We start from the raw sequence: 20,472 nt of genomic DNA, 5'->3' as shown, positions 1-20,472 counted from the left end.
GGGTGGACGAGCTCTTCGGCCGGAACGAGGAATGCGCCAGACTGCGTGTCCTGCTCCAGCATGCCCAGCGCGGGATGAGCGCAGCGGTCGTGCTTCGGGGCAGCGCAGGAGCCGTCGCCGGGGCTGACCACGCCATCAACCCGGACGCGGAGCGGGCCGCGGCGCAGCGGATCGGGGCGACTGTGACCGTGGTCGAGGGCGGCTCCCACGCCATCGCCCTCTCGCGCCCGGACGAAGTGACCCAGGTGATCCTCACGGCGCTTCAGGCCGTTGCGAAGTGAGCACGACCGGGGGAGGCCGACGCCGGCCCGGTCGCGGTCGCTCGGGCGGCGTCCGCGTCTGCGGACTAGACTGGCGGTTCCACTTCGACGCATCGGGCCGACGGCCAAATCGCAGGTCAGAGGCGGCAGCACCCCGTTTCATCCGCAGCACTCGCTGAGTCGGAAAGCAGAGAGCGATCGGACGGACCGCCCGCCCGTGCCCGGCAGCACCGAAGAACATGACCTAACTGAAGCCGGACGCACTGCACCACGGCGACGCTCAGCGGCTCCGAGCCGTGGCGTGGTAGTCGGCGGCGCGGATGCAGCCGTGGAGGTGGTCGTTGACCACGCCCACGTTCTGCATGAACGCGTACACGCTCGTGGGCCCGATGAACCGGTAGCCCTGGGACTTCAACTGCTTGGAGAATGCCTCCGCGTCCGGCGTGACCGTGGGCAGATCGGCGAGGGAACGGGGTGCTCGCTTGCGATCGACCTCGTAGGACTTGGCGAGGGCCGGGAGGTCAGGCGACGCGGACAGCATGATGCGCGCGTTGTCGAGAGTGGCCTGGATCTTGCCGCGGTTGCGGATGATCGAGGCGTCCTCCACCAGCCGGTCGACGTCCCGGTCCGTCATCGAGGCCACCTCCGTGACGTCGAAGCGGCGGAACGCGGTCTGGAACGCGTCCCGCTTGCCGAATACGATCCGCCAGCTCAGCCCGACCTGGAACACACCGAGGGTGAGGGCCTCGAACATCGCGGACTCGTCGTAGGTGCGGGTTCCCCACACCTCGTCGTGGTAGCGGGCAAGCGCGGTGTCGCCGTTCCCGGCCCAGTCGCAGCGCGGCTTCCCGTCGTATCCGATGACTACGTCACTGTCCATGCGAACCTCCGGTCCAGGAGCGCAGGCGGGCGCTCAGCGGGCTGCCGCGGGAGGCGGCAGACGCAGGCCCGCCAGGTCCGGCGGCAGGGGAGCGTCGGGGCGCAAGAACCACGCTGCGGACTCCCCGTCAGTCGCCGTGGCCGGTGCGTCCGTGAGATGGAAGCGGTCCCGCAGCCGGCCGTAGAAGTCGGTCGGGTGCAAGCGGATGAGCCGCACCCGTTGAGGGGCGCGGAAGACGCCGATCCAGTCCCCCGGATCGAGCACCGCGCGCAGCTGACCGTCGATGCTGACGGCCGCGCGTCCGGAGTGCGGCAGGATGCGCAGCGCGACCGGCTCGTCAGGGGCCGCGACCACGGTGCGGTTGAAGGTCATATGCGGCGCGATCGGCGTGAACACGACGGCATCCATGTGCGGGGAGAGCACGGGGCCGCCGGCCGCGAAGCAGTAGGCGGTGGAACCGGTCGGGGTGGCGACCACGAGGGCGTCGGCCGAGTAGGAGGCCAGCAGCCTGCCGGCGATGTAGACGCCGGCGCTGACCTGGTGGTCGCGCGCCAGCTTCTCCACGACGACATCGTTGAGGGCGTTCACGTCCAGGGCCACGCCCCAGCCACCTCCCGCAGTGCTCTCGGGCCGCACCTCGGGCGGCGGCAGGGCGGGACCGCGCCCGTAGCGCAGGAAAGCCTCCAGCTCCTCGGGCACCTCCGGTGGCCGGGAGGCGCGCATGGTGAGCGTCATGCGTTCCTCCACCACCGCGTGATCGGCGTGGACGGCTTCGAGGGCCGCGGTGACGTCGCGGACCGGCACTTCGGTGAGGAAGCCGACCTTTCCCAGATCGACGCCGAGCACGCTGGCGCCCGTTTTGACGGCGATCCGGGCCCCGCGCAGAAACGTCCCGTCCCCGCCGAGGGTGACGACGAGGTCGGGGTCCCCGGCCGCGTGGGCTTCCTCCCGGCCGGAGCGGCGCCGGTGGTCCGTCGACCACACGTCGATCTCGGTGCAGGGGATGCCGTGCGCGTCGCACCAGGCATGCACGCTGCGCGCGGCGTCCAGGGCGGCAGTGCGGCCCTGATGGACGACCAGTCCGATGCGGTGCACGGGCATGGGGTTCCTCGTCTTGATACCGCGTCGCCAAGTGGCTGTGATCGCGGCCCGGCGGGGAGCGGAACTGCCGCTCGGTCTTCCAGCTCCATGGTGGGGCCAGGCCGAGCGATCAGCCCGTCGGGAGGGAAGAGGTCAGGCCTTGCCCAGCAGCTCGCGCACATGCTGGACGATCTCCTCGTTGGTGTAGGAGTGGCCGCCGATGCCCCAGCCTCCGGGGACCGCCTCGGTCAGGGCCACCCAGGTGCGCTCGGCCAGCGAGGGGTCCCCCGCGGCGGATGCGACCAGCTCGGAGAGCTCCTTGACCAGGCCGAGCTGCTGCTCACGGTTGAGCGCGCCGGCGTTGGTGGTGACGGCGACCCGCACGTGGTCGGCGCTGCCGCCGGCGGTGGAGAAGCTGTCCGCGTCCAGCTCGTGGACGAAGGCGGCGGTGTTGTCCGTGAAGAACGGGATGGCCGGGACCTTCTCCCAGCGCATGATCGCTTGGGCGAGCTCCTGGGCCAGTCCCTTGCGGTCCTTGATCAGACCCTTGGCGGTGTAGACGTCGATCATGGGCATGCGATCGATCCTCGCTGTGCGATGTGAACCCGATGGTGGGCGGGCTTTCGCCACGTAACGAGCATCCCTCTCGCATGCGCGCAAGAGATCCCGCACCGCACGTAGTCCGCGCGGACGGGCGCGTAGGGCACGCGCCGTGAGGTCGCCGTGGCCTGCCGGGATCGGGGAGACTGCCGGGGTGAACCCCGCCTGGCTCGACCTCCCCGTGCGCAGTGCCGTTCCCGCGCTCCAGCGTGCCCTGGAGCTGCGCGGGGCAGCTGTGCTCGCGGCACCGCCCGGGACGGGGAAGACGACGCTGGTGCCGCTGGAACTGGCCGGGCTGATGGAGCGGGGACCGTCGCGGCGGGTGCTGGTCGCCGAGCCCCGGCGGCTGGCGGTGCGGGCCGCGGCGCGGCGGATGGCCTGGCTGCTCGGTGAAACGGTGGGGGAGCGGGTCGGCTTCACTGTCCGCGGGGAGCGGCGGGTCGGGCCGCGTACCGCGGTCGAGGTGGTCACCACCGGGGTGCTGCTGCAACGGCTGCAACGCGACCAGGAACTCGCCGGGGTGGACGTCGTCGTGCTGGACGAGTGCCATGAACGGCATCTCGACGCGGATACCGCGCTGGCCTTTCTGCTGGACGTGCGGGCGACGCTGCGCCCCGAACTCCGGCTGGTGTGCGCCTCGGCGACCTCCGACACCGCCGCCTGGTCCCGGCTGCTCGGCGGGGACGGCCCCGCGCCGGTCGTCGAGGCGCACGGCATCCAGCACCCGGTGGAGGTGGTCTGGTCGCCGCCGCCCCGCCCGGTCCGGCCGCCGCAGGGGTTGCGCACCGACCCCGCCCTGCTGGAGCACATCGCCGCAACCGTGCTGCGGGCACTGCGCGAGCGCGACGGCGACGTTCTGTGCTTCCTCCCCGGAGCGGGTGAGATCGCCAAGGTGGCCGGTCTCCTTGGCGGTCTGCGGGAAACCGTCGACGTCCTGCAGTTGCACGGTCGTGCCGACCGAGCCGTGCAGGACGCCGCCCTCGCCCCCGGCCCTCGCCGCCGGGTGGTGCTCTCCACCTCCGTCGCGGAGTCCTCGCTGACGGTGCCGGGGGTGCGCAGCGTCGTGGACTGCGGGCTGGCCCGGGAACCGCGCACCGACCACGCGCGCGGCCTGGCCGGACTGGTCACCGTTCGGGCCTCGCTGGCGACCGGACGGCAGCGGGCCGGTCGAGCCGGCCGGGAGGCGCCCGGCGCGGTCTACCGCTGCTGGGCGGAGGCCGAGGACGCACTGGCCCGTGCCCTGCCCACGCCGGAGATCATGCAGGCCGACCTCACCTCCTTCGCCCTGCAGGTCGCCTGCTGGGGAGCCCCCGGCGCGCGCGGCCTCGCCCTGCCCGACACGCCGCCGGACGGCGCGATGGCGGCGGCGCGGACGACGCTGACCGCCCTGGGCGCGGTCGACGCCGAGGGCCGGGCCACCGGACGGGGCGTCCGCATCGCCCGCACCGGCCTGCAACCCAGACTCGGCCGGGCGCTGCTGGACGGCGCGGCGCAGGTCGGTGAGCGACAGGCTGCCGAGCTGGTGGCGCTGCTGTCCGAGGAGCCGCCACGTGCACTGGGCGAGGACCTCGCCGCCGTCCGCCGCGCGGTGCGGACGGGAAGGGACCCCTATGCGGCGCGCTGGCGCGAGGAGGTCCGACGGTTGCGTCGGCACCCGGACGCCGAGGACCCGCCGCAGCGGGTCAGCGATGCCGAGGCCGCTGGGCTGATCGCCGGGCTGGCCTTCCCCGAGCGCATCGCCAGGGCGCGCGGCCCCAAGCCCCAGCCCGGATCCGGATCCGAGTCCGGTGCCGGGGGCACCTACCTGATGGCCTCCGGCACCGCCGCCGAGACGGGCGCTGGCTCCGCCCTGTCCGGTGCGGAGTGGATCGCGGTGGCCGTCGCCGACCGTCCGTCAGGCTCGCCCTCGGCCCGGGTCCGGCTGGCCGCCGTCACGGACGAGGCCACGGCTCGGCGCTGCGCGGCAACGCTGCTGACAGACCGTGAGGAGGTCCGCTGGGCTGTGCCGCCGGGCTCGCGGCGCGGCGAGGTGGCGGCTCGCCGGGTCGAGGCCATCGGCGCGGTCGAGCTCGCCGCCGAGCCCCTGGCCGCACCGGACCGGACGCTGCTGCGGGCGGCCCTGCTCGAGGGCCTGGCCGCCGAGGGCGTCGGCGAGCTGCTGACCTGGTCGGCGGAGGCCACCGGCTTGCGGCAGCGGATGGCCTTTCTGCACCGCGTGCTCGGCGACCCCTGGCCCGCGGTCGACGACCGCTCCCTCCTCGACCGGGCCGAGCACTGGCTTGATCCCGAACTCTCCCAGGCCCGCCGCCGCGCCGACCTGGAACGCATCCCCACAGCGGCCGCTCTGGCTCGACTGTTGCCCTGGGCCTCCGGTGCGGCCGGACGCCTCGACGAACTGGCGCCCGAGCGGATCACCGTCCCCACCGGCTCCAGGATCCGCGTCGACTACTCCGCCGACCAACCCGTCCTCGCGGTCAGGCTCCAGGAGCTGTTCGGCTGGCAGGCAGCCCCCCGGCTCGCCGACGGACGGGTCCCGCTGACGATCCATCTGCTGTCCCCGGCGGGACGTCCCGCCGCCGTCACGGGCGACCTGGCCTCCTTCTGGCGCGAGGGCTACCGCGCCGTCCGAGCCGAACTCCGCGGCCGCTACCCGCGCCACCCCTGGCCGGAGGACCCCACCGCGGCCGAGCCCACCCGCAGGGCGAACCCCCGTCGATAATCCGGCTCCGGCACGAAAGTCCTGGCTCTGCCGCCGAGTGGCTATCACGCGGTGTCGGACCCGCAACGCGCCGCAGTCGTAGCGGCCCACCCCCGCCCGGACTTCAAGAACCAGATCCTCGCCAGCGCGCGCCACGCAGCAGGGCGTCGCGGCGGCGGGACGCCTACGTCCAGGAATGGATGACCTGCTCGGGACCCCAGCACAGGTCCACGGTGGCGTTGTCCGCGTTGGGGGCGAGTCCGGACAGGGTGGCTACGACGAGGCCGGTCGTACCGAGGGTGAAGCCGGGCACCTCCGGGGCGGCGCGGGTCAGGTCGTCGAGGTCGTGGCGGTCGAAAGGGGTCGCGAGCCACTTGATCGAGCCGACGAAATCGATCCGTTGGGCGACTGGGCCGCGGTCCGCGCCGACCAGGTCGACTTCGGGGTCGAATCGGCGGTTCCACCAGCCACCCACCGTCGCGGTCTCTGTCCATGGGAGGGCGCCCTCGGACGCTGCGAGAGACAGGGACTCACGGATGAGAGGCTCGACGGCACGTCCGCGCCAGCTCGTCCAGCGGCGTTCGACGAGTCGGTAGGCAGCTTGGGGGCGGCCGCGTCGTACTTGCTCGTGAACGCCCCGCAGGATGGCGAGGTAGAGGCGCAGGTTGCTGTCCGCCACGCGGTAGAGGGCCGGCTTTCCCGGGCGCGTGGAGGTCGGCTCGTCGACGGCCAGAACTCGCTTCTCCTCGACGAGTCGCCGCAGCAGAGGGGAGAGGGAGCCGGAGGGGAGCGCTCCTTCCCGACTGCCCGCCGTGGTGGCGATGTTTGCATGGGTGCGGTCCCCACCGCCCACTGCCTCCAGGACTCGGCGAGCCTGGTCGGGCGTGGGGAATTCGGACAGGAGGGAGGTCTCTGGGATCGAGAAGACTGGAGACGCGGGGTCTGCGCACTCCTGTTCGAGGAAGGCCAGGGCCGGCGTTGCGTGCGGCCAGGCTCGGAGGATGCCCGGCAGTCCACCGCAGACAAGGTGTGCGTCGATCGCGTCCGCTGCGGCCAGCCCGAGGGCCTGGCCGGTCTCGGCCGGGTCGAGCGGTCCGAGGATGAGGTTGTCGGCCCGACCGTAGAAGGGGCTGTCGTACGCGGTCAGGCGCTCCATCATGTGCAGGTCGCTGCCGAGCAGCAGCAGGAGGACCGGGCGGACGGACAGCAGGCGATCCCACGCGGTCTGCAGTGCTCCGTCGAAGAGGCCGTCCTGTTCGGACAGCCACGGGAGCTCGTCGAGGACCACGATGCAGGGTCGGTCATCGGGCAGAGCAGCGGCGAGCGCCCGGAAGGCGTCGGGCCAGCTGCCGGCGCTTGCGCTCGGCACCAGGTCGCGGTCGCGAGGGAGCGAGGAGTCCTTGAGATCGCGAAGGAAGTCGGCAACCGATTCGACTGGGGAGGCCCCCTTGGTGGCTGTGTAGAACACGTAGGGGACATCGGCCCGGTCGCAGAATTCCTGTATGAGCCGTGACTTCCCCACCTGCCGTCGGCCCCGCAAGGCGAGCGCCACGCCGCTACCGGTTTCGCGCACGCGCTTCAGGCGCTTGCTCAGCACAGACAGCTCGGCCTTCCGTCCGACAAAGGAGGACAAGGACTCTCCCGAACTGTGTAGGTCTGATCTACGTAGAGCCACTCTACATAACCAGACCTGGCGGGCGGCCCCGAGGGGTGGATTTCAGGGGTTGCCCGCCGCGACAGCCTCATGATTGCGCCGGACGGTGAAACAGGGCGCGGCGGTGGTGCTGGACGGGTCAGCCACGCCGTTCGGTGCCGCCCGGCGGCGCGCCAGGTCAGGCGTGGGCTCGCCTGTGCGGCGAGGGCTTCGAGCCCGGTGGCGAGTGGACGACTTCGTCGATCGAGACTGGTCGGAGACGTCAGGCGCCTCCCTCGCAGGCGCATCCGCGATCACGCGAGCGGGCCCAGGACGTCCTGGGACTCGATGAGCCCGCGGTCGCTGGGCGCCTTGCCGTCACCCAGGACGCGTGCGGCCTGCCGGGCCCGGAGGTCGAGGTGTGCTTCGGCGGGCTTGGGGAAGCCGTGGCGGGCGCGGGCTTCCGCGGGTGTCAGTACCTCTTCGTTGCGCGGAGGAATGCCGAGCTTCATCGGGGCGATCACCGGAACCGTGGAGGGGGAGAGCCTTCGCAGCAGGAGCAGTTCGAGCCTGGGGCTGAGGTGGACGAACGCGAAGGAGGCCTTCATGACGGGCACGATGAGGACGTCGAGGAGGCGTGACTGGCGAATCCCGGCCAGCTCACGCATCCAACGCGGCATCGTGGCGATGGTGGCGATCCGCTGCGCCCTGCCGACAACGAAGCTCGCCGGCTTCGCCCAGCGAGGCGTGGGCGGCAGGACCAGCTCGGTCTGCAACAGGTGGTTCATGGCCTGCCGGGCGATCGGGCTCGCGGACAGGCGCGGCCGCATCTGCTCGAAGTACGCGCGCACGCCGTCACGGCTGCGGGGGATGTCGTCGGGGGAGCACGTCTGCAGTTCCGCCGCGACCGCGCATGCCTCCCAGTACTCCCGCTCCTCCTCCGCGGTGAGCTTCCCGGGGCCGTACCGCTCGTACGCGTAGAGGATCGAATGCCAGCCGGTCAGCTGGATCCACAGCTGCGACGCGGGGTCGTTGGCGTCGTAGGTCCCGTCGCCGTAGGGCAGGTGACCGATCGCCTTGGAGTGCACCTTGACCAGGACGTCCGCGGCCCTGCACACCTCACGCGAACCGGCGAAGGCGACCATCGCGAAGTACCGCAGCGTCCGGTCGTAGCGCGTGCGGGGGCGCTGGTAGATGCCCTGGGTCCCGTGGACGGCGGCCACCAGCGGCGGGTCGAGCTCCTCCACCACGACGGCCCGCTGGAAACCCACCGTCAGCGACGTCGGATAGCTCCAGACCTTCCACACCACCGAGCCCGGTCCGAAGAAGCCGTAGTCCTCGTGCGGTTCGACGTCGCTGCGCTTCATGCGGCCGCTCCTCGTCTGTTCGCGGCGTACGCCGCTCCTTGATTACGACACTACTGTCGTAAATTAAGGCACGGATGTCGTAAACTGCCAAGGTGTCAGCGTCCACCTCTTCCGAAGCCAGGCCGCGCAAGCGGCGCCCCTACGCCGCGCGGGTCCCGCTCGCGGTACGCCGCGAGCAACTGCTCGACGCGGCCCTGGTCGTGATCGTGAGCGACGGCTACGAGCGGGTCTCCATCGATGCCATCGCGAAGCGGGCCGATGTCGCCCGCTCGGTGGTCTACGGCGCGTTCGAGAACCTCGACGCCCTGCTGACCGCGCTCCTCGACCGGCAGCAGGCGCGCGCCTTCGAGCGGTTGCTCGACACGCTCCCCGACGCCGGGGACCAGCGGGACCCCGCCGTTTTCGCCTCCAGCACCCTGCGCCGGATGTCGGAGATGCTCCACGACGACCCGGACACCTGGCGGCTGATCCTGCTGACTCCGGGCACCATGCCCGCGGTCGTCAGGGACCGGATCGAGGCCGACCGGGAACGGTTCCGGCTCCGGGTCGCAGCGTGGATCTCCGCCGTCCTGGCCGACCGGGGCGAATCCCAGCTCGACCCGCAGATCCTCGCCCACGCACTCGTGGCCTGCGCGGAACACTTCGGGCGGATCGCCCTGACCGATCCGGACAGGTTCGAGCTCCAGCATCTGCTGGGCCAGGTGCAGCTGATGCTCCGTACCGTCTGGCCTCCGGACTGAAGGCGCACGGCGGTCACCCGTGCCGGAGGCCGCCCCCACCTCTCGGCGGAAGCGGCCTCCGACCCCTCCCTGAATGAACGTCAGGACGGGGGAAGGATCTGCTCCGGCGCGAGGGAGTTGCCTGCCGGGATGTGTCCGCAGTCGGACGGGGCGGGACGGCCCGCGAACCGGTCGTTGAGCCAGGACAGCGCCTTGGGCGCCCACGCCGCCGCCGTGCCGACGTGGCTGAGCAGGCTGTACTGGTCGTAGGTGATTGAGCTGTCGCCGGTGGCGCAGTACCGGTTGGCGAGGGCCCGCACGTCTCCGGCGACCATGACGCCGTCCCCGGTGCCGATACCGGCCGGGTTGCCGAAGGTTCCCTCCAGTACGCCCCCGTTGCCCTGGGCGATGTAGCCGGGGACGGACGGGGTGGGGGCCGAGCCCAGGTTGATCTTGTTCACCGCCTCGACGAACGCGATCGCCGAGTCCGGGTTGGCGTACTGCGGCTTCGCGATCTGCTGCCAGGTCAGGCCGGGGTAGTGGCCGAGCGCGTCGAGGAGCGAGCCGTGCTGCAGTCCGTTGTAGACCTGGAGGCCGTAGCTGTTCATGTAGGGCGTCAGATCGATGCCGTACGAGCGGGAGACCCCGATGAGCGCCATGGGGATGACCCCGGACCAGACCAGTGACCCGTTGACGTACTTCAGGTTGTGCGCCGGGTCGACGAGCACCCCGCCTTCGGCGAAGCCGACGAGGTTCTTGTTGACGTCGGGCGCGTAACGCGGGGCGAGCGCGGCGGCCCAGTCAGTGGCGATGGCGCCGCCGGAGTAGCCCATCAGGCCGAACTTGGTCCGGGGGTTCATGCCGGTCAGCGGGGACTTGATCGCGGCTCGGATCGAGTCCAGGGTGTTGGTGGCGTACTCCGGTCCCGCCGCGAAGTCCGCGGACTGGCCCTCGGTGTCCGGGATGACGAGGTTGTCACCCTGAAGCAACAGCGTCGAGAGCGCCACGGATTCGAAGTTGGCGATCGTCCCGCCCAGGGTCACGTCGCCGGCGATGGCCCGGGACGGTCCGTCCTGCGGGTTCAGCGAGTCGTAGAACGACTGGTAGGACACGGCCTTCGCGCTGTTGCCCGTGATGCTGCGCACCACCGAGGTGACGTTGGCGGCCGGTCGGCCGAGGGCGTCGGTGGTGCGGTAGAGCAGCTGGATGGCGGTGACCGGCGTCGCGATGCCCTCGATGTGGTAGCGCAGCGTCCTCGTCTTGAGCACCGTCCCGGGTGCGAAGGAGGACAGCGGCGCGCTGCCTGTGTAGGTGTAGAACGAATCGCCGGTGGTGGCGCTTGTCGTCGCGGCTGCGGCGGATGGGGCGGCGGCCAACCCGATGGCCGTGGCGGCGACGACGGCTAGTCGTCGAACGGATCTTCTGTGCATGGCTCCCCGAAGTCGTGAGACGGGTCACACTCCTGACTGCGGAGTAAGTTACCTATGGGTAGGTCATCCGTACAGAGCCACGACGAGGCATCGTGTGGGCATTCTGTGAAGGCTGTACCGCGCCGCGAGGGCCGGGGAGGGTTCCGAGCGCTGCCCGACCGGGTCGTCACTCGACCCGGCGCTGGTCGATACCCACGCGGCGGCATGCCCCCCCGCTGACCTGCGGATGCGGACGCCCCGACCCGAGGAGACTCATGGCCGGGGGCTGACTGCGAGGAGACCCTCCACCGCGTCGGGCATGAACCGTGCGTGCCAAGGGTAGATCCGTGCCGATTGAGTGTCATGAGCATGGAGAAATGCCCGAATTGATTCGGTACAGCCGTAGGCGAACGAGGGAGACGAGGACCCAGATGCGAGTGGTGCAGGGACTGAGAGCCGCGGCGACCGCGACGGCCTTGGCGATCGTCGCCGTCGGGTGCACGGCAGGTGGCGGCAATGGGCCGATCGGCAACGGTGAGAGCGCCGGCGCGAAGAAGGGCCCGGTGAAGCAGGGTGGAACGGTCACCATCGCGCAGGTGGGGGCCCAGCCCGACTTCGTCTTTCCGCTCGCCCCGGCGACCAACCAGAACGGCTGGAACGTCAATCTCACTCAGCCCCTGTGGCCGTTCCTGGTGTACGCGGGGGACGGCGCCCAGTCGGTGGTGAACAAGGACAAGAGCTTGTTCAGCTCCCTCGTCTACGCCAACGGTGACAAACGGATCACCATCACCCTCAAGAGCTGGAACTGGTCGGACGGCCAGCCGGTCACCAGCCGCGACTTCACCTTCGTTTACACCCTCCTGAAGGCGAACGCCTCGAACTGGAACGCCCACCTCGTCGGGCTCTTCCCGGAGGACGTCTCGAAGGTGTCCACCCCGGATGCCCACACGGTCGTGCTGGACCTCACCCAGGCGTACAACCCGGACTTCTACACCGACGACGTGCTCAGCACCATCCCCCTGCTGCCCCAACACGCCTGGGACAAGACCTCCGCGTCCGCGGCGGTCGGCGACAACGACACGACGACCGCGGGCGCCAAGGCCGTGTACGCCTACCTGCAGAAGGAAGGCGCGAGGACGACCGGCTTCGCCACGAACCCGCTGTGGCAGGTCGTCGACGGACCGTGGAAGCTGTCCGAGTTCCGGAGCAACGGCTACTACAGCTACCTACCGAACACCCACTACTCCGCGACCAAGCCGACCGTCGACAAGGTTGTCATCTCGCCCTTCACCTCGGACACTCCCGAGATCAACGCCCTGCGATCGGGCAGTTCCCTCGATGTCGCGTCGCTTCCGCTGAACGACATCAAGCAGGCGCAGGCCCTGGAGTCCAGCGGATACTCGATCGCGAGCGTGCCGATCCCCGGCGTGGCCGAGATCCAGCCCAACCTGTACAACTCCGAGGTCGGCGCCCTGCTCCAACAGCTGTACGTCCGGCAGGCGATGGAGTACCTCATCGACCGCCCGCAGATCGTCGCCAAGATCTACAACGGCTACGCCGACCCGGGCAACGGGCCCGTTCCCGTCAAGGCCACCGGAGCGTGGGCCTCGCCGCTGGAGCGGGCCGGTGGCCCGTACCCGTACGACCCGGCGAAGGCGAAGGCGCTGCTGCAGGCGCACGGCTGGAACGTGGTGCCGGGCGGGACGACGACGTGTGCGAGCCCAGGGACCGGATCCGCGCAGTGCGGTGCCGGCATCGGCGCCGGTCAGGCACTGACCTTCAACCTGGCGTACTCCTCGGGCCGGGCCACCACCGACGTGCAGAACGCCGCTATCAAGTCCTCGGAGGCCCAGGCGGGCATCACGCTCAACCTCAAGTCGGAGCCATTCAACACCCTGATCAGCACGATCGGCACGTGCACCGCGGCCTCCCACCCGGCGTCCAGCTGCGGCTGGCAGCTGGCGGAGTTCGGGTACCAGCCGTACCCGCTCTACCCGAACGGCACCGGCTTCTTCGACACCGGCGGCTCCAATAATTCGGGCGGCTACTCCGACCCGAAGATGGACCAGCTGATCAAGGCCACCGAGTACGGATCCTCGGCCCAGGCGTTCATTGACTACGAGGACTACGCGGCGCAGCAACTTCCATGGCTGTGGCTGCCGTTGCGCGAAGGCATCATGGTCTACCGGACGAAGCTGCAGGGCGTCGTCCCGCTCAACCCGTTCTCCGGCGGGCAGAACTTCGAGGACTGGGCGTACACCTCGTGACGGGCGAGCAGTGAGCGCCTACCTCATCCGCCGGATCGGTCAGGCGATCGTCGTGGTGATCGGCGTCATGGTCCTGACGTTCGTCCTGATCCACCTCGTTCCCGGCAGCGCCGCCCGGGCCACCCTCGGGACCCGGGCCACCGCCGAGCGGATCGCGGTCTTCAACGCCGCCAACGGCCTGGACCGACCGCTGGCCGCGCAGTTCGTGACCTTCGTGAAGCAGGCGGTCGTGGGCAACTTCGGCACGTCCTACTCGCTGCAGCAGCCCGTGTCCACGCTGATCGCCCAGCGGCTGCCGCGCGACGCCCTGCTGCTGGGGCTGTCCACGCTGCTCGCGCTCGCGGTCGCGCTGCCGATGGGGATCTTCCAGGCAGTGCGCCGGGGCCGGGTCGCGGACCATGCGTTCACCGTCGTCTCCTTCGTGCTGTACTCCATGCCGGACTTCTTCTTCGCGCTGCTGCTGATCGCGGTCTTCTCGGTGCAGTTGCATCTGCTGCCCTCCCAGGCCCCGCAGGCGGAGTCCGTCGGCGGCATCCTCGCCGACCCGCGCGCCCTGGTGCTGCCGGTGGTCACGCTGACCCTGGTCAGCGTGGCCGGCTTCAGCCGGTACATGCGGACGTCGGCCATCAACACCCTGGCCCAGGAGTACGTCCAGGTCGCCCGGTCCAAGGGGCTGCCGGAGCGGCTGGTCCTGCGTCGGCACGTCCTGCGCAACTCGCTGCTGCCGGTGGTCACCGTCCTGGGGTTGCAGGCTCCGAACATCGTGGCCGGCGCGGTGATCGCCGAGTCCGTCTTCAACTACCCGGGCATGGGGCTGCTGTTCTACCAGGCCGCCACGAGCAAGGACTATCCGATCATGCTCGGGTCGACCCTGGTGGTCGGTGTGGCCACCGTCCTCGGCAGCCTGTTCGCCGACATCGCCTACAGCTTCCTCGACCCCCGGATCCGCTATGTCAACGCTTGAACCACTGGCCCCACCCGATCCCGCACCCGATCCCCGGTCCGAAACCGTGGACGCTTCGACGGCAGCGCGCGGCTCCGGACGGCTGTCGGTGCGGGCGTTCGTCCGCAACCGGCGGGCCCTGGTCGGACTGGGCATCGTCGCGGTGATCGCCGCCTTCTGCTTCGTCGGGCCGCTGCTGTACCGGACCGACCAGGTCACCGTCCGGCTTGACCTCGCGGATCTGTCGCCCGGCAGCGCGTATCCGTTGGGCACCGACGCCTCCGGGTACGACGTGCTGGGGCGGCTGATGGCGGGCGGACGGTCGTCGCTCGAACTCGGCTTCGCGGTGGCCTTCACCACGTCCGTCATCGGCACCCTGTACGGAGCCGTCGCCGGCTATCTCGGCGGCCTCGTCGACGCCGTCATGATGCGGGTCATCGACACCTTCCTCGCCGTCCCCGGCATCGTCCTCCTGCTGATGATGGTCAGCATGTTCACGCCCACGCTCTGGGGGATCGTCCTGCTGCTGTCGCTGCTCTCCTGGCTCGGGGCCGCACGCCTGGTCAGGGGCGAGGTACTCACCCTGCGGACCAGGGAGTTCGTCCAGGCGGCACGGATGATGGGCGGCACCGGAGGGCGCATCGTGCTGCGTCATCTGGTGCCGAACGCCGCAGGCGTGATCATCGTCAGCGGTACCTTCACCATCGCCGACTCGATCCTCACCCTGTCGGCGCTCAGCTTCCTCGGGCTCGGGCTGCCACCACCGCACGCCGACTGGGGCACCATGCTCTCCGCCGGCCTCAACTCCCTCTACGACGGCTACTGGTGGCTGGTGTACCCGCCCGCGGGAATCCTGATCGTCACCGTGGTGGCCTTCAACCTGATCGGCGACGCCGTCCATGACGCCCTGGACGTCCGACTGCAACGCCGCTGACCTCTGACCTCTGACCGTTGCCGACTGATCCGAGGACGACACGCATGGCACCCCTCCTTGAGGTCAGGAACCTCACCACCCACATCAGAACCCGTCGCGGGGTCGTCCGGGCCGTGGACGACGTCTCCTTCACCCTGGAGGCCGGTGAGACCCTCGGCCTGGTCGGCGAATCAGGCTGCGGCAAGTCCATGACCGGCCTGTCCCTCATGGGCCTGCTGCCGCCCGGCGGTTCGCTCGTCGGCGGCTCCTCGGTGACGCTGGACGGGCGCGAACTGGTCGGGCTGCCCGAACGCGAACTGCGCCGGGTGCGCGGCAACGACATCGCGATGGTCTTCCAGGACCCGATGACCGCCCTGGACCCCACCAAGACCATCGGCCACCAGGTCGCCGAACCCGTTCTGCTGCACCGCGGCTGCACCCGGGCCGAGGCAGCGGACCGCGCCACCGAGGTCCTCGGCCTGGTCGGCCTGCCACATCCCCGCGAGCGGCTCAACGACTACCCGCACCAGTTGTCCGGCGGCATGCGCCAGCGGGTGCTGATCGCCATGGCGCTCGCCGCCGAGCCCCGGGTGCTGATCGCCGACGAGCCCACCACCGCCCTGGACGTCACCATCCAGGCGCAGATCCTGGCCCTGCTCGCCGACCTGCGAACCCGGCTCAGCATGGCGATGATCCTGATCACCCACGACATGGGGGTCACCGCCGGCCACACCGACCGCGTCAACGTCATGTACGCGGGCCGCATCGCCGAAAGCACCGGCACCGACCGGCTCTTCCGCGGCATGCGCCACCCCTACACCCAGAGCCTGCTGGCCTCCGTGCCACGGCTGGACCAGGACCCGGACAGGCAACTCCCCACCATCCCCGGCCTGCCCCCGGACCTCACCGCCGCGCCGGCCGGGTGCCGCTTCGCCGAGCGTTGCCGGTACGCCACCGACCGCTGCCGCGCCGAGGAACCGGAGCTCACCGGCCCGGACAGCCACCGGTACGCCTGCTGGCATCCGACGAGTGGTCCCTTGCCGCTGGGATCCGCCGTCGTGGTGCCGCGCCCCGCCGCCGCGCCGGTCGCGGTCCCCGACCGGCCGCTGCTGGAAGCGCGGGACCTGGTCAGGGAGTTCCCGGTGCGCGGGAACCGGCTGCCAGGCCGCGGCCGGCGCGTCGTGCACGCCCTCTCCGGCGTCTCCCTCACGCTGGGCCCCGGCGAGACCTTCGGCCTGGTCGGCGAGTCGGGGTGCGGCAAGACCAGTCTCGGTCGCCTCCTGGTCGGCCTGGACCGGCCCGATGCGGGCACGGTCACCCTGGACGGAACCGACCTCGGCCGGCTGCGCGGCCGCGAGCTACGTCGGCGTCGCCGCGACCTGCAGATGATGTTCCAGGATCCGTTCTCCTCCCTCGACCCCCGGATGAGGGTCGGCAGCATCCTGCGCGAACCCCTGCAGATCCACGGCCTCGGCTCGGCCCGCCAACAGCGGGCCCGCGTCGCCGAGCTGCTCGCCGAGGTCGGCCTGCCCACGCAGGGCGCGGAGTTGTACCCGCACGAGTTCTCCGGCGGTCAGCGCCAGCGCATCGGCCTCGCCCGCGCACTCGCGCTCACGCCTAAACTCATCGTCGCCGACGAGCCGGTCTCGGCGCTGGACGTGTCCGTTCGGGCCCAGGTGCTCAACCTGATGAACCGTCTCCAGGCGTCGCACGGCCTGTCGTACGTCGTCATCTCGCACGACCTGGCGGTGGTCCGCTACCTCGCCGACCGGATCGGCGTCATGTATCTGGGCCGCCTGGTCGAGGTCGGCAGCGCCGACGACATCCACCTGCGCGCCGCCCACCCGTACACCGCCGGCCTGCTGAAGGCCGTCCCGGTACCGGACCCGGACCTGGAGCGGGCCAAACGCGGGTCCGGGATCAGCGGCGAACTGCCCAGCCCGGTCGACCCGCCCTCGGGCTGCCGCTTCCGCACCCGTTGCCCCCTGGCCCGCGAACGCTGCGCGGACGAGCAGCCCGTCCTGCGCCTGTTCGGCGCGGGCCACACGGCGGCCTGCCACTTTCCGCTCCAGCCGCCGCTCTCCGACACCCCGGCCGTCGCCGCCACGGACGCCTCCGGCGGCTGACGGGCGTAGCCGTCCCAGCTGCGACTAGCGGGGCTCCTGGGTGGCGAAGAGCTCCAGGTGGCCGCAGTCAGGGCATCGGAACGCGTCGATCTGCATGCGCTTGCGGCCCATCCGCTTGGCGCCGCCGAGGGGCCCGCGCTCGATGGCTCCCGCGACCCAGCGCGTGTCCCCGGAGCCACGCGGGTCTTCGATGAAGCCGGGCTGGAGTCCTATGGCGCCGCACTGGGTGCACCGGATCTCGTTGGTCATGGAACGGAGTGTAGATCTTGGGCAGTCACCCTTTGGGCGTCGTGTCGTGTCCGTCGTCGCATGGTCCGAAGGCGGTAACTTGAACCAGTTTCTCCCTATTTCCCCGAGTCCAAGGAGACGTCATGAACCGGCGGGTCGGCACCCTTCTGGCAAGCGGGTTGCTGTTCAGCGTGAGTCTGACCGCGATGCCCGGGACAGCGATGGCTGACCCGGGCTCGTCCGCTCAAAGTCAGGCCTACGTGTGCAACGTCGGCGACTCGGATTCGACTGCGACCGTCCAGACGAACGACATCCACAGTGCTGCCGAGGCGCTGCCCGCTTTCCTGCCGATGCGGCTGACCAACTGTCACCTGGCCTCATAGCCGAGACTTCCGCTCAGCGCCGGTCGGTCCCGCCCACAGCGGCGACGGACCCGGGGGTGACCCGGGCGGGACCGACCAGCGGATCAGCGTGCGCCCGCGCCCGAGCGGCGCTTCGTCCACACGTCGAAGGCGACAGCCGCGAGCAGGACCAGGCCCTTCACCAGCATCACGCGCTCGCTGGGCGCGCCGACCAGCGACATGCCGTTGTTGATGACACCCATGATCAGACCGCCGGTGATCGCGCCGACGACCTTGCCGACGCCGCCCTGGACCGCCGCTCCGCCGATGAAGGCGGCAGCGATGGCGTCCAGTTCGAAGGAGTTGCCCGCCGTCGGTCCCGCCTGGTTCAGCCGGCCCGCGAAGATGACGCCCGCGAGGGCCGCGAGCACGCCCATGTTGACGAAGATCCAGAAGGTGACCGACTTGACCTTGATCCCGGAGAGCGTCGCCGCCTGCAGGTTCCCGCCGATGGCGTAGATCTGGCGGCCGAAGACCGCGCGGTTGCTGACCAGCGAATAGCCGAGCACCAGGACGGCGAGCAGGACCAGCACCCACGGCAGGTTCTTGAACCGGGAGAGCTGCACGACCACTGCCATGATCACGAACGAGGCCAGCGCGATTCTCGCCACGAAGAGGGCGAGCGGCTCCACCTCCTGTCCGTAGCCGATCCTGGCCCGGCGCGTCCGCCACTGGGTTGTCGCCAGGCCGACGATCGCCACCAGTCCGACGAGGAGGCTGAACAGGTCCGCACCCCCGAGCGCACCGAGGCCGATGTTGCCGAGGAACCCACCGGTGAAGCCGTTCGACAGGGTCCGCACCCCGTCGGGGAACGGTCCGATGCCCTGGTTGCCCAGCACGGTCATGGTGAGCGCCCGGAAGACGAGCATGCCCGCCAGCGTGACGATGAAGGCGGGGATGCCGAAGTAGGCGACCCAGTAGCCCTGCCACGCGCCGATCAGCCCGCCGGCCACCAGGGTGATCAGCACCGCCAGCGGCCAGGGCACATGATGGTTGACCATCAGTACGGCCGACAGCGCGCCGGTCACCGCGACCACGGAGCCGGCGGAGAGGTCGATGTGCCCGGCGATGATGATCAGGATCATCCCGATGGACAGGATCAGGATGTAGGAGTTCTGCACGATGATGTTGGAGATGTTCTCCGACGACAGCAGCTGACCATGCGTCAACACGGAGAACAGCGCCACGATCAGCGCGAAGGCGATGTAGATGCCACTCTGCCGGATGTTGACCGGCAGTTGCGGCCGCAGCCGCAGCCGCAGCCGCAGTCGTGGCGACCGCGACGCCGGTGGCTCGTCGCCGGCCGCCGGCTCCGGAATGGACGCGAGGCTCGTGGCCTGCGGTGCGACATCGCTCATCGCGCTTGCTCCTGTCCCATGGTCATGTAGTGCATCAGGCGCTCCTGCGTCGCCTCGGCCCGGCTCACCTCGCCGGTGATCCGGCCCTCGGAGAGGGCGTAGATCCTGTCGCAGAGGCCGAGCAGTTCGGGGAGTTCGGAGGAGATCACCAGCACCGCCTTCCCCTCGTCGGCGAGCCGGTTGATGATCGTGTAGATCTCGTACTTCGCTCCGACGTCGATGCCGCGCGTCGGCTCGTCGAGGATCAGCACGTCGGGATCCGTGTAGATCCACTTGGACAGCACGACCTTCTGCTGGTTGCCGCCGCTCAGCTTTCCGGTCACGCTCCGGACCGAAGGGGCCTTGATGTTCATGCTGGCCCGGAACCGGTCAGCGACGTCCCGCTCCTGATGCTCGTTCACCCAGCCGCGACGCGACAGCTTGCGCAGACCGGCCGCGGACACGTTGCGCTGGATGTCCTCGACCAGGTTCAGCCCGTAGCGCTTGCGGTCCTCGGTGGCGTAGGCGATGCCGTGCCGGATCGCGTCGCGTACGGTCCGCACCTGGATCTGCTCGCCGTCCTTGACCAGCCGGCCGCTGATGTCGACGCCGTAGGACCGGCCGAAGACGCTCATGGCCAGCTCGGTTCGGCCCGCCCCCATCAACCCGGCGAGTCCGACGATCTCGCCCTTGCGCAGCGTCAGATTCGCGCCCGAGACGATCACGCGGCCGTGCTGGGTGGGGCTGTGCACGGTCCAGTCCTCGACGCGCAGCACCTCCTCGCCGATCTGCGGCGTGCGCGGCGGGAAGCGGTGCTCCAGGTCGCGCCCGACCATGCCGGCGATGATGCGGCCCTCGGTGACCTGGTCCCGGTGCATGTCGAGGGTCTCGATCGTGCGCCCGTCCCGGATGATCGTGGTGGAGTCGGCGATCGACGCTATCTCGTTGAGCTTGTGCGAGATGATCACCGAGGTGATGCCGTCCTCCCGCAGGCCGCGCAGCAGGTCCAACAGGTGGGCCGAGTCCTCGTCGTTCAGCGCGGCGGTCGGCTCGTCCAGGATGAGCAGCTTCACCTCCTTGGACAGCGCCTTCGCGATCTCCACCAACTGCTGCTTGCCGACCCCGATGTCGAGCACTCGGGTGACCGGGTTCTCCCGCAGCCCGACGCGCTCCAGCAGCCGGGCGGCCGCGTGGTTGGTCCGATTCCAGTCGATCAGGCCGCGGGAGGCCCGCTCGTTGCCGAGGAAGATGTTCTCGGCGATCGACAACTGCTGACAGAGTGCCAGCTCCTGATGAATGATCACGATGCCTTGCCGCTCGCTGTCCCGGATACCGGAGAAGCGGCAGGGCTCACCCTCGAAGGCGATCTCGCCCTCGTAGCTGCCGTGCGGGTAGACCCCTGACAGGACCTTCATCAGGGTCGACTTGCCCGCGCCGTTCTCGCCGCAGATCGCGTGGATCTCGCCGCGGCGGACCGAGAGGTTGACCTCCTGGAGGGCTTTGACGCCGGGGAACGTCTTGGTGATATTGCGCATTTCGAGGATGACGTCGGCCATCTCACCGCACCTTCTGTTCGGTTCGGCCCGTTCGGTTCGACCCAGGGGCTCCCGA

General features: G+C 70.3%; 17 protein-coding genes and 1 pseudogene. 9 read left to right on the top strand and 9 right to left on the bottom strand.

Features of this window, described 5'->3' with window-relative positions; all coding sequences use genetic code 11:
- The first annotated feature begins 2 nt into the window (after positions 1-2).
- Complete coding sequence (locus ABIA32_RS27580; protein ID WP_370101011.1) at positions 3-281, top strand: alpha/beta fold hydrolase; 279 nt, start codon at positions 3-5, stop codon at positions 279-281.
- A gap of 259 nt (positions 282-540) precedes the next feature.
- On the opposite strand, the gene ABIA32_RS27575 is transcribed toward ABIA32_RS27580, so the two are convergent.
- From ABIA32_RS27575 to ABIA32_RS27565, 3 genes are all read right to left on the bottom strand, one after another.
- Positions 541-1,140 carry a DNA-3-methyladenine glycosylase I gene (locus tag ABIA32_RS27575; protein ID WP_370101008.1) on the bottom strand — a complete coding sequence of 200 codons (600 nt, stop codon included), beginning with the start codon at positions 1,138-1,140 and terminating at the stop codon, positions 541-543.
- A 33-nt stretch (positions 1,141-1,173) separates the two neighbouring features.
- The gene (locus tag ABIA32_RS27570) at positions 1,174-2,241 is read right to left on the bottom strand and encodes an NAD(+)/NADH kinase (RefSeq protein ID WP_370101005.1); all 1,068 of its coding nucleotides are present in this window, start codon (positions 2,239-2,241) and stop codon (positions 1,174-1,176) included.
- Positions 2,242-2,373: 132 nt separating this feature from the next.
- Entirely contained in the window at positions 2,374-2,796 is a 423-nt protein-coding gene (locus tag ABIA32_RS27565; protein ID WP_370101002.1) for a 4-oxalocrotonate tautomerase family protein, read from the bottom strand.
- A 178-nt stretch (positions 2,797-2,974) separates the two neighbouring features.
- Here ABIA32_RS27565 and hrpB point away from each other — a divergent pair, with 178 nt between their 5' ends.
- Both hrpB and ABIA32_RS27555 read left to right on the top strand, forming a co-directional pair.
- On the top strand, positions 2,975-5,539 hold the full coding sequence (gene hrpB, locus ABIA32_RS27560; protein ID WP_370101000.1) for an ATP-dependent helicase HrpB: 2,565 nt from the start codon (positions 2,975-2,977) through the stop codon (positions 5,537-5,539).
- Between the two features lie 39 nt (positions 5,540-5,578).
- Positions 5,579-5,665: pseudogene (locus tag ABIA32_RS27555) on the top strand (diguanylate cyclase); the annotation flags it as partial.
- A 37-nt stretch (positions 5,666-5,702) separates the two neighbouring features.
- Here ABIA32_RS27555 and ABIA32_RS27550 read toward each other — a convergent pair.
- Entirely contained in the window at positions 5,703-7,193 is a 1,491-nt protein-coding gene (locus tag ABIA32_RS27550; RefSeq protein ID WP_370100997.1) for an ATP-binding protein, read from the bottom strand.
- A 272-nt stretch (positions 7,194-7,465) separates the two neighbouring features.
- Complete coding sequence (locus tag ABIA32_RS27545; protein WP_370100994.1) at positions 7,466-8,518, bottom strand: oxygenase MpaB family protein; 1,053 nt, start codon at positions 8,516-8,518, stop codon at positions 7,466-7,468.
- 92 nt (positions 8,519-8,610) lie between these two features.
- On the opposite strand from ABIA32_RS27545, the gene ABIA32_RS27540 reads away from it, so the two are divergent.
- On the top strand, positions 8,611-9,258 hold the full coding sequence (locus ABIA32_RS27540; protein ID WP_370100992.1) for a TetR/AcrR family transcriptional regulator: 648 nt from the start codon (positions 8,611-8,613) through the stop codon (positions 9,256-9,258).
- Between the two features lie 80 nt (positions 9,259-9,338).
- Here the strand turns inward: ABIA32_RS27540 and ABIA32_RS27535 are convergent, their stop codons facing one another.
- Positions 9,339-10,667, bottom strand: coding sequence for a lipase family protein (locus ABIA32_RS27535; RefSeq protein WP_370100989.1), 1,329 nt, complete (start codon positions 10,665-10,667; stop codon positions 9,339-9,341).
- A gap of 410 nt (positions 10,668-11,077) precedes the next feature.
- Between ABIA32_RS27535 and ABIA32_RS27530 the strand changes: the two genes are divergently transcribed.
- From ABIA32_RS27530 to ABIA32_RS27515, 4 genes are read left to right on the top strand one after another with little or no spacing between them, the layout of a single operon-like run.
- Positions 11,078-12,913 carry a peptide ABC transporter substrate-binding protein gene (locus ABIA32_RS27530; protein ID WP_370100986.1) on the top strand — a complete coding sequence of 612 codons (1,836 nt, stop codon included), beginning with the start codon at positions 11,078-11,080 and terminating at the stop codon, positions 12,911-12,913.
- A gap of 10 nt (positions 12,914-12,923) precedes the next feature.
- Complete coding sequence (locus ABIA32_RS27525; protein ID WP_370100983.1) at positions 12,924-13,877, top strand: ABC transporter permease; 954 nt, start codon at positions 12,924-12,926, stop codon at positions 13,875-13,877.
- Positions 13,878-13,923: 46 nt separating this feature from the next.
- Positions 13,924-14,790, top strand: a complete 867-nt coding sequence (locus ABIA32_RS27520) for an ABC transporter permease (protein WP_370100980.1) — start codon at positions 13,924-13,926, stop codon at positions 14,788-14,790.
- Between the two features lie 44 nt (positions 14,791-14,834).
- Positions 14,835-16,895, top strand: coding sequence for a dipeptide ABC transporter ATP-binding protein (locus tag ABIA32_RS27515; RefSeq protein WP_370100978.1), 2,061 nt, complete (start codon positions 14,835-14,837; stop codon positions 16,893-16,895).
- A 24-nt stretch (positions 16,896-16,919) separates the two neighbouring features.
- Here ABIA32_RS27515 and ABIA32_RS27510 read toward each other — a convergent pair whose 3' ends face one another.
- Positions 16,920-17,144, bottom strand: coding sequence for a hypothetical protein (locus tag ABIA32_RS27510; protein ID WP_370100975.1), 225 nt, complete (start codon positions 17,142-17,144; stop codon positions 16,920-16,922).
- A 122-nt stretch (positions 17,145-17,266) separates the two neighbouring features.
- Between ABIA32_RS27510 and ABIA32_RS27505 the strand changes: the two genes are divergently transcribed.
- The gene (locus ABIA32_RS27505; protein ID WP_370100972.1) at positions 17,267-17,506 is read left to right on the top strand and encodes a hypothetical protein; all 240 of its coding nucleotides are present in this window, start codon (positions 17,267-17,269) and stop codon (positions 17,504-17,506) included.
- Positions 17,507-17,589: 83 nt separating this feature from the next.
- On the opposite strand, the gene mmsB is transcribed toward ABIA32_RS27505, so the two are convergent.
- Positions 17,590-18,882, bottom strand: coding sequence for a multiple monosaccharide ABC transporter permease (gene mmsB, locus ABIA32_RS27500; protein WP_370100969.1), 1,293 nt, complete (start codon positions 18,880-18,882; stop codon positions 17,590-17,592).
- Entirely contained in the window at positions 18,879-20,417 is a 1,539-nt protein-coding gene (mmsA, locus tag ABIA32_RS27495; RefSeq protein ID WP_370100966.1) for a multiple monosaccharide ABC transporter ATP-binding protein, read from the bottom strand. Before mmsA ends, mmsB begins: the two co-directional genes overlap by 4 nt.
- Positions 20,418-20,472 lie beyond the last annotated feature (55 nt).

Source organism: Streptacidiphilus sp. MAP12-20, assembly GCF_041262525.1.
Taxonomy (GTDB): domain Bacteria; phylum Actinomycetota; class Actinomycetes; order Streptomycetales; family Streptomycetaceae; genus Streptacidiphilus.
Note: the sequence above shows the minus strand (reverse complement) of the source record. Positions and strands in the feature narration are given on the sequence as shown.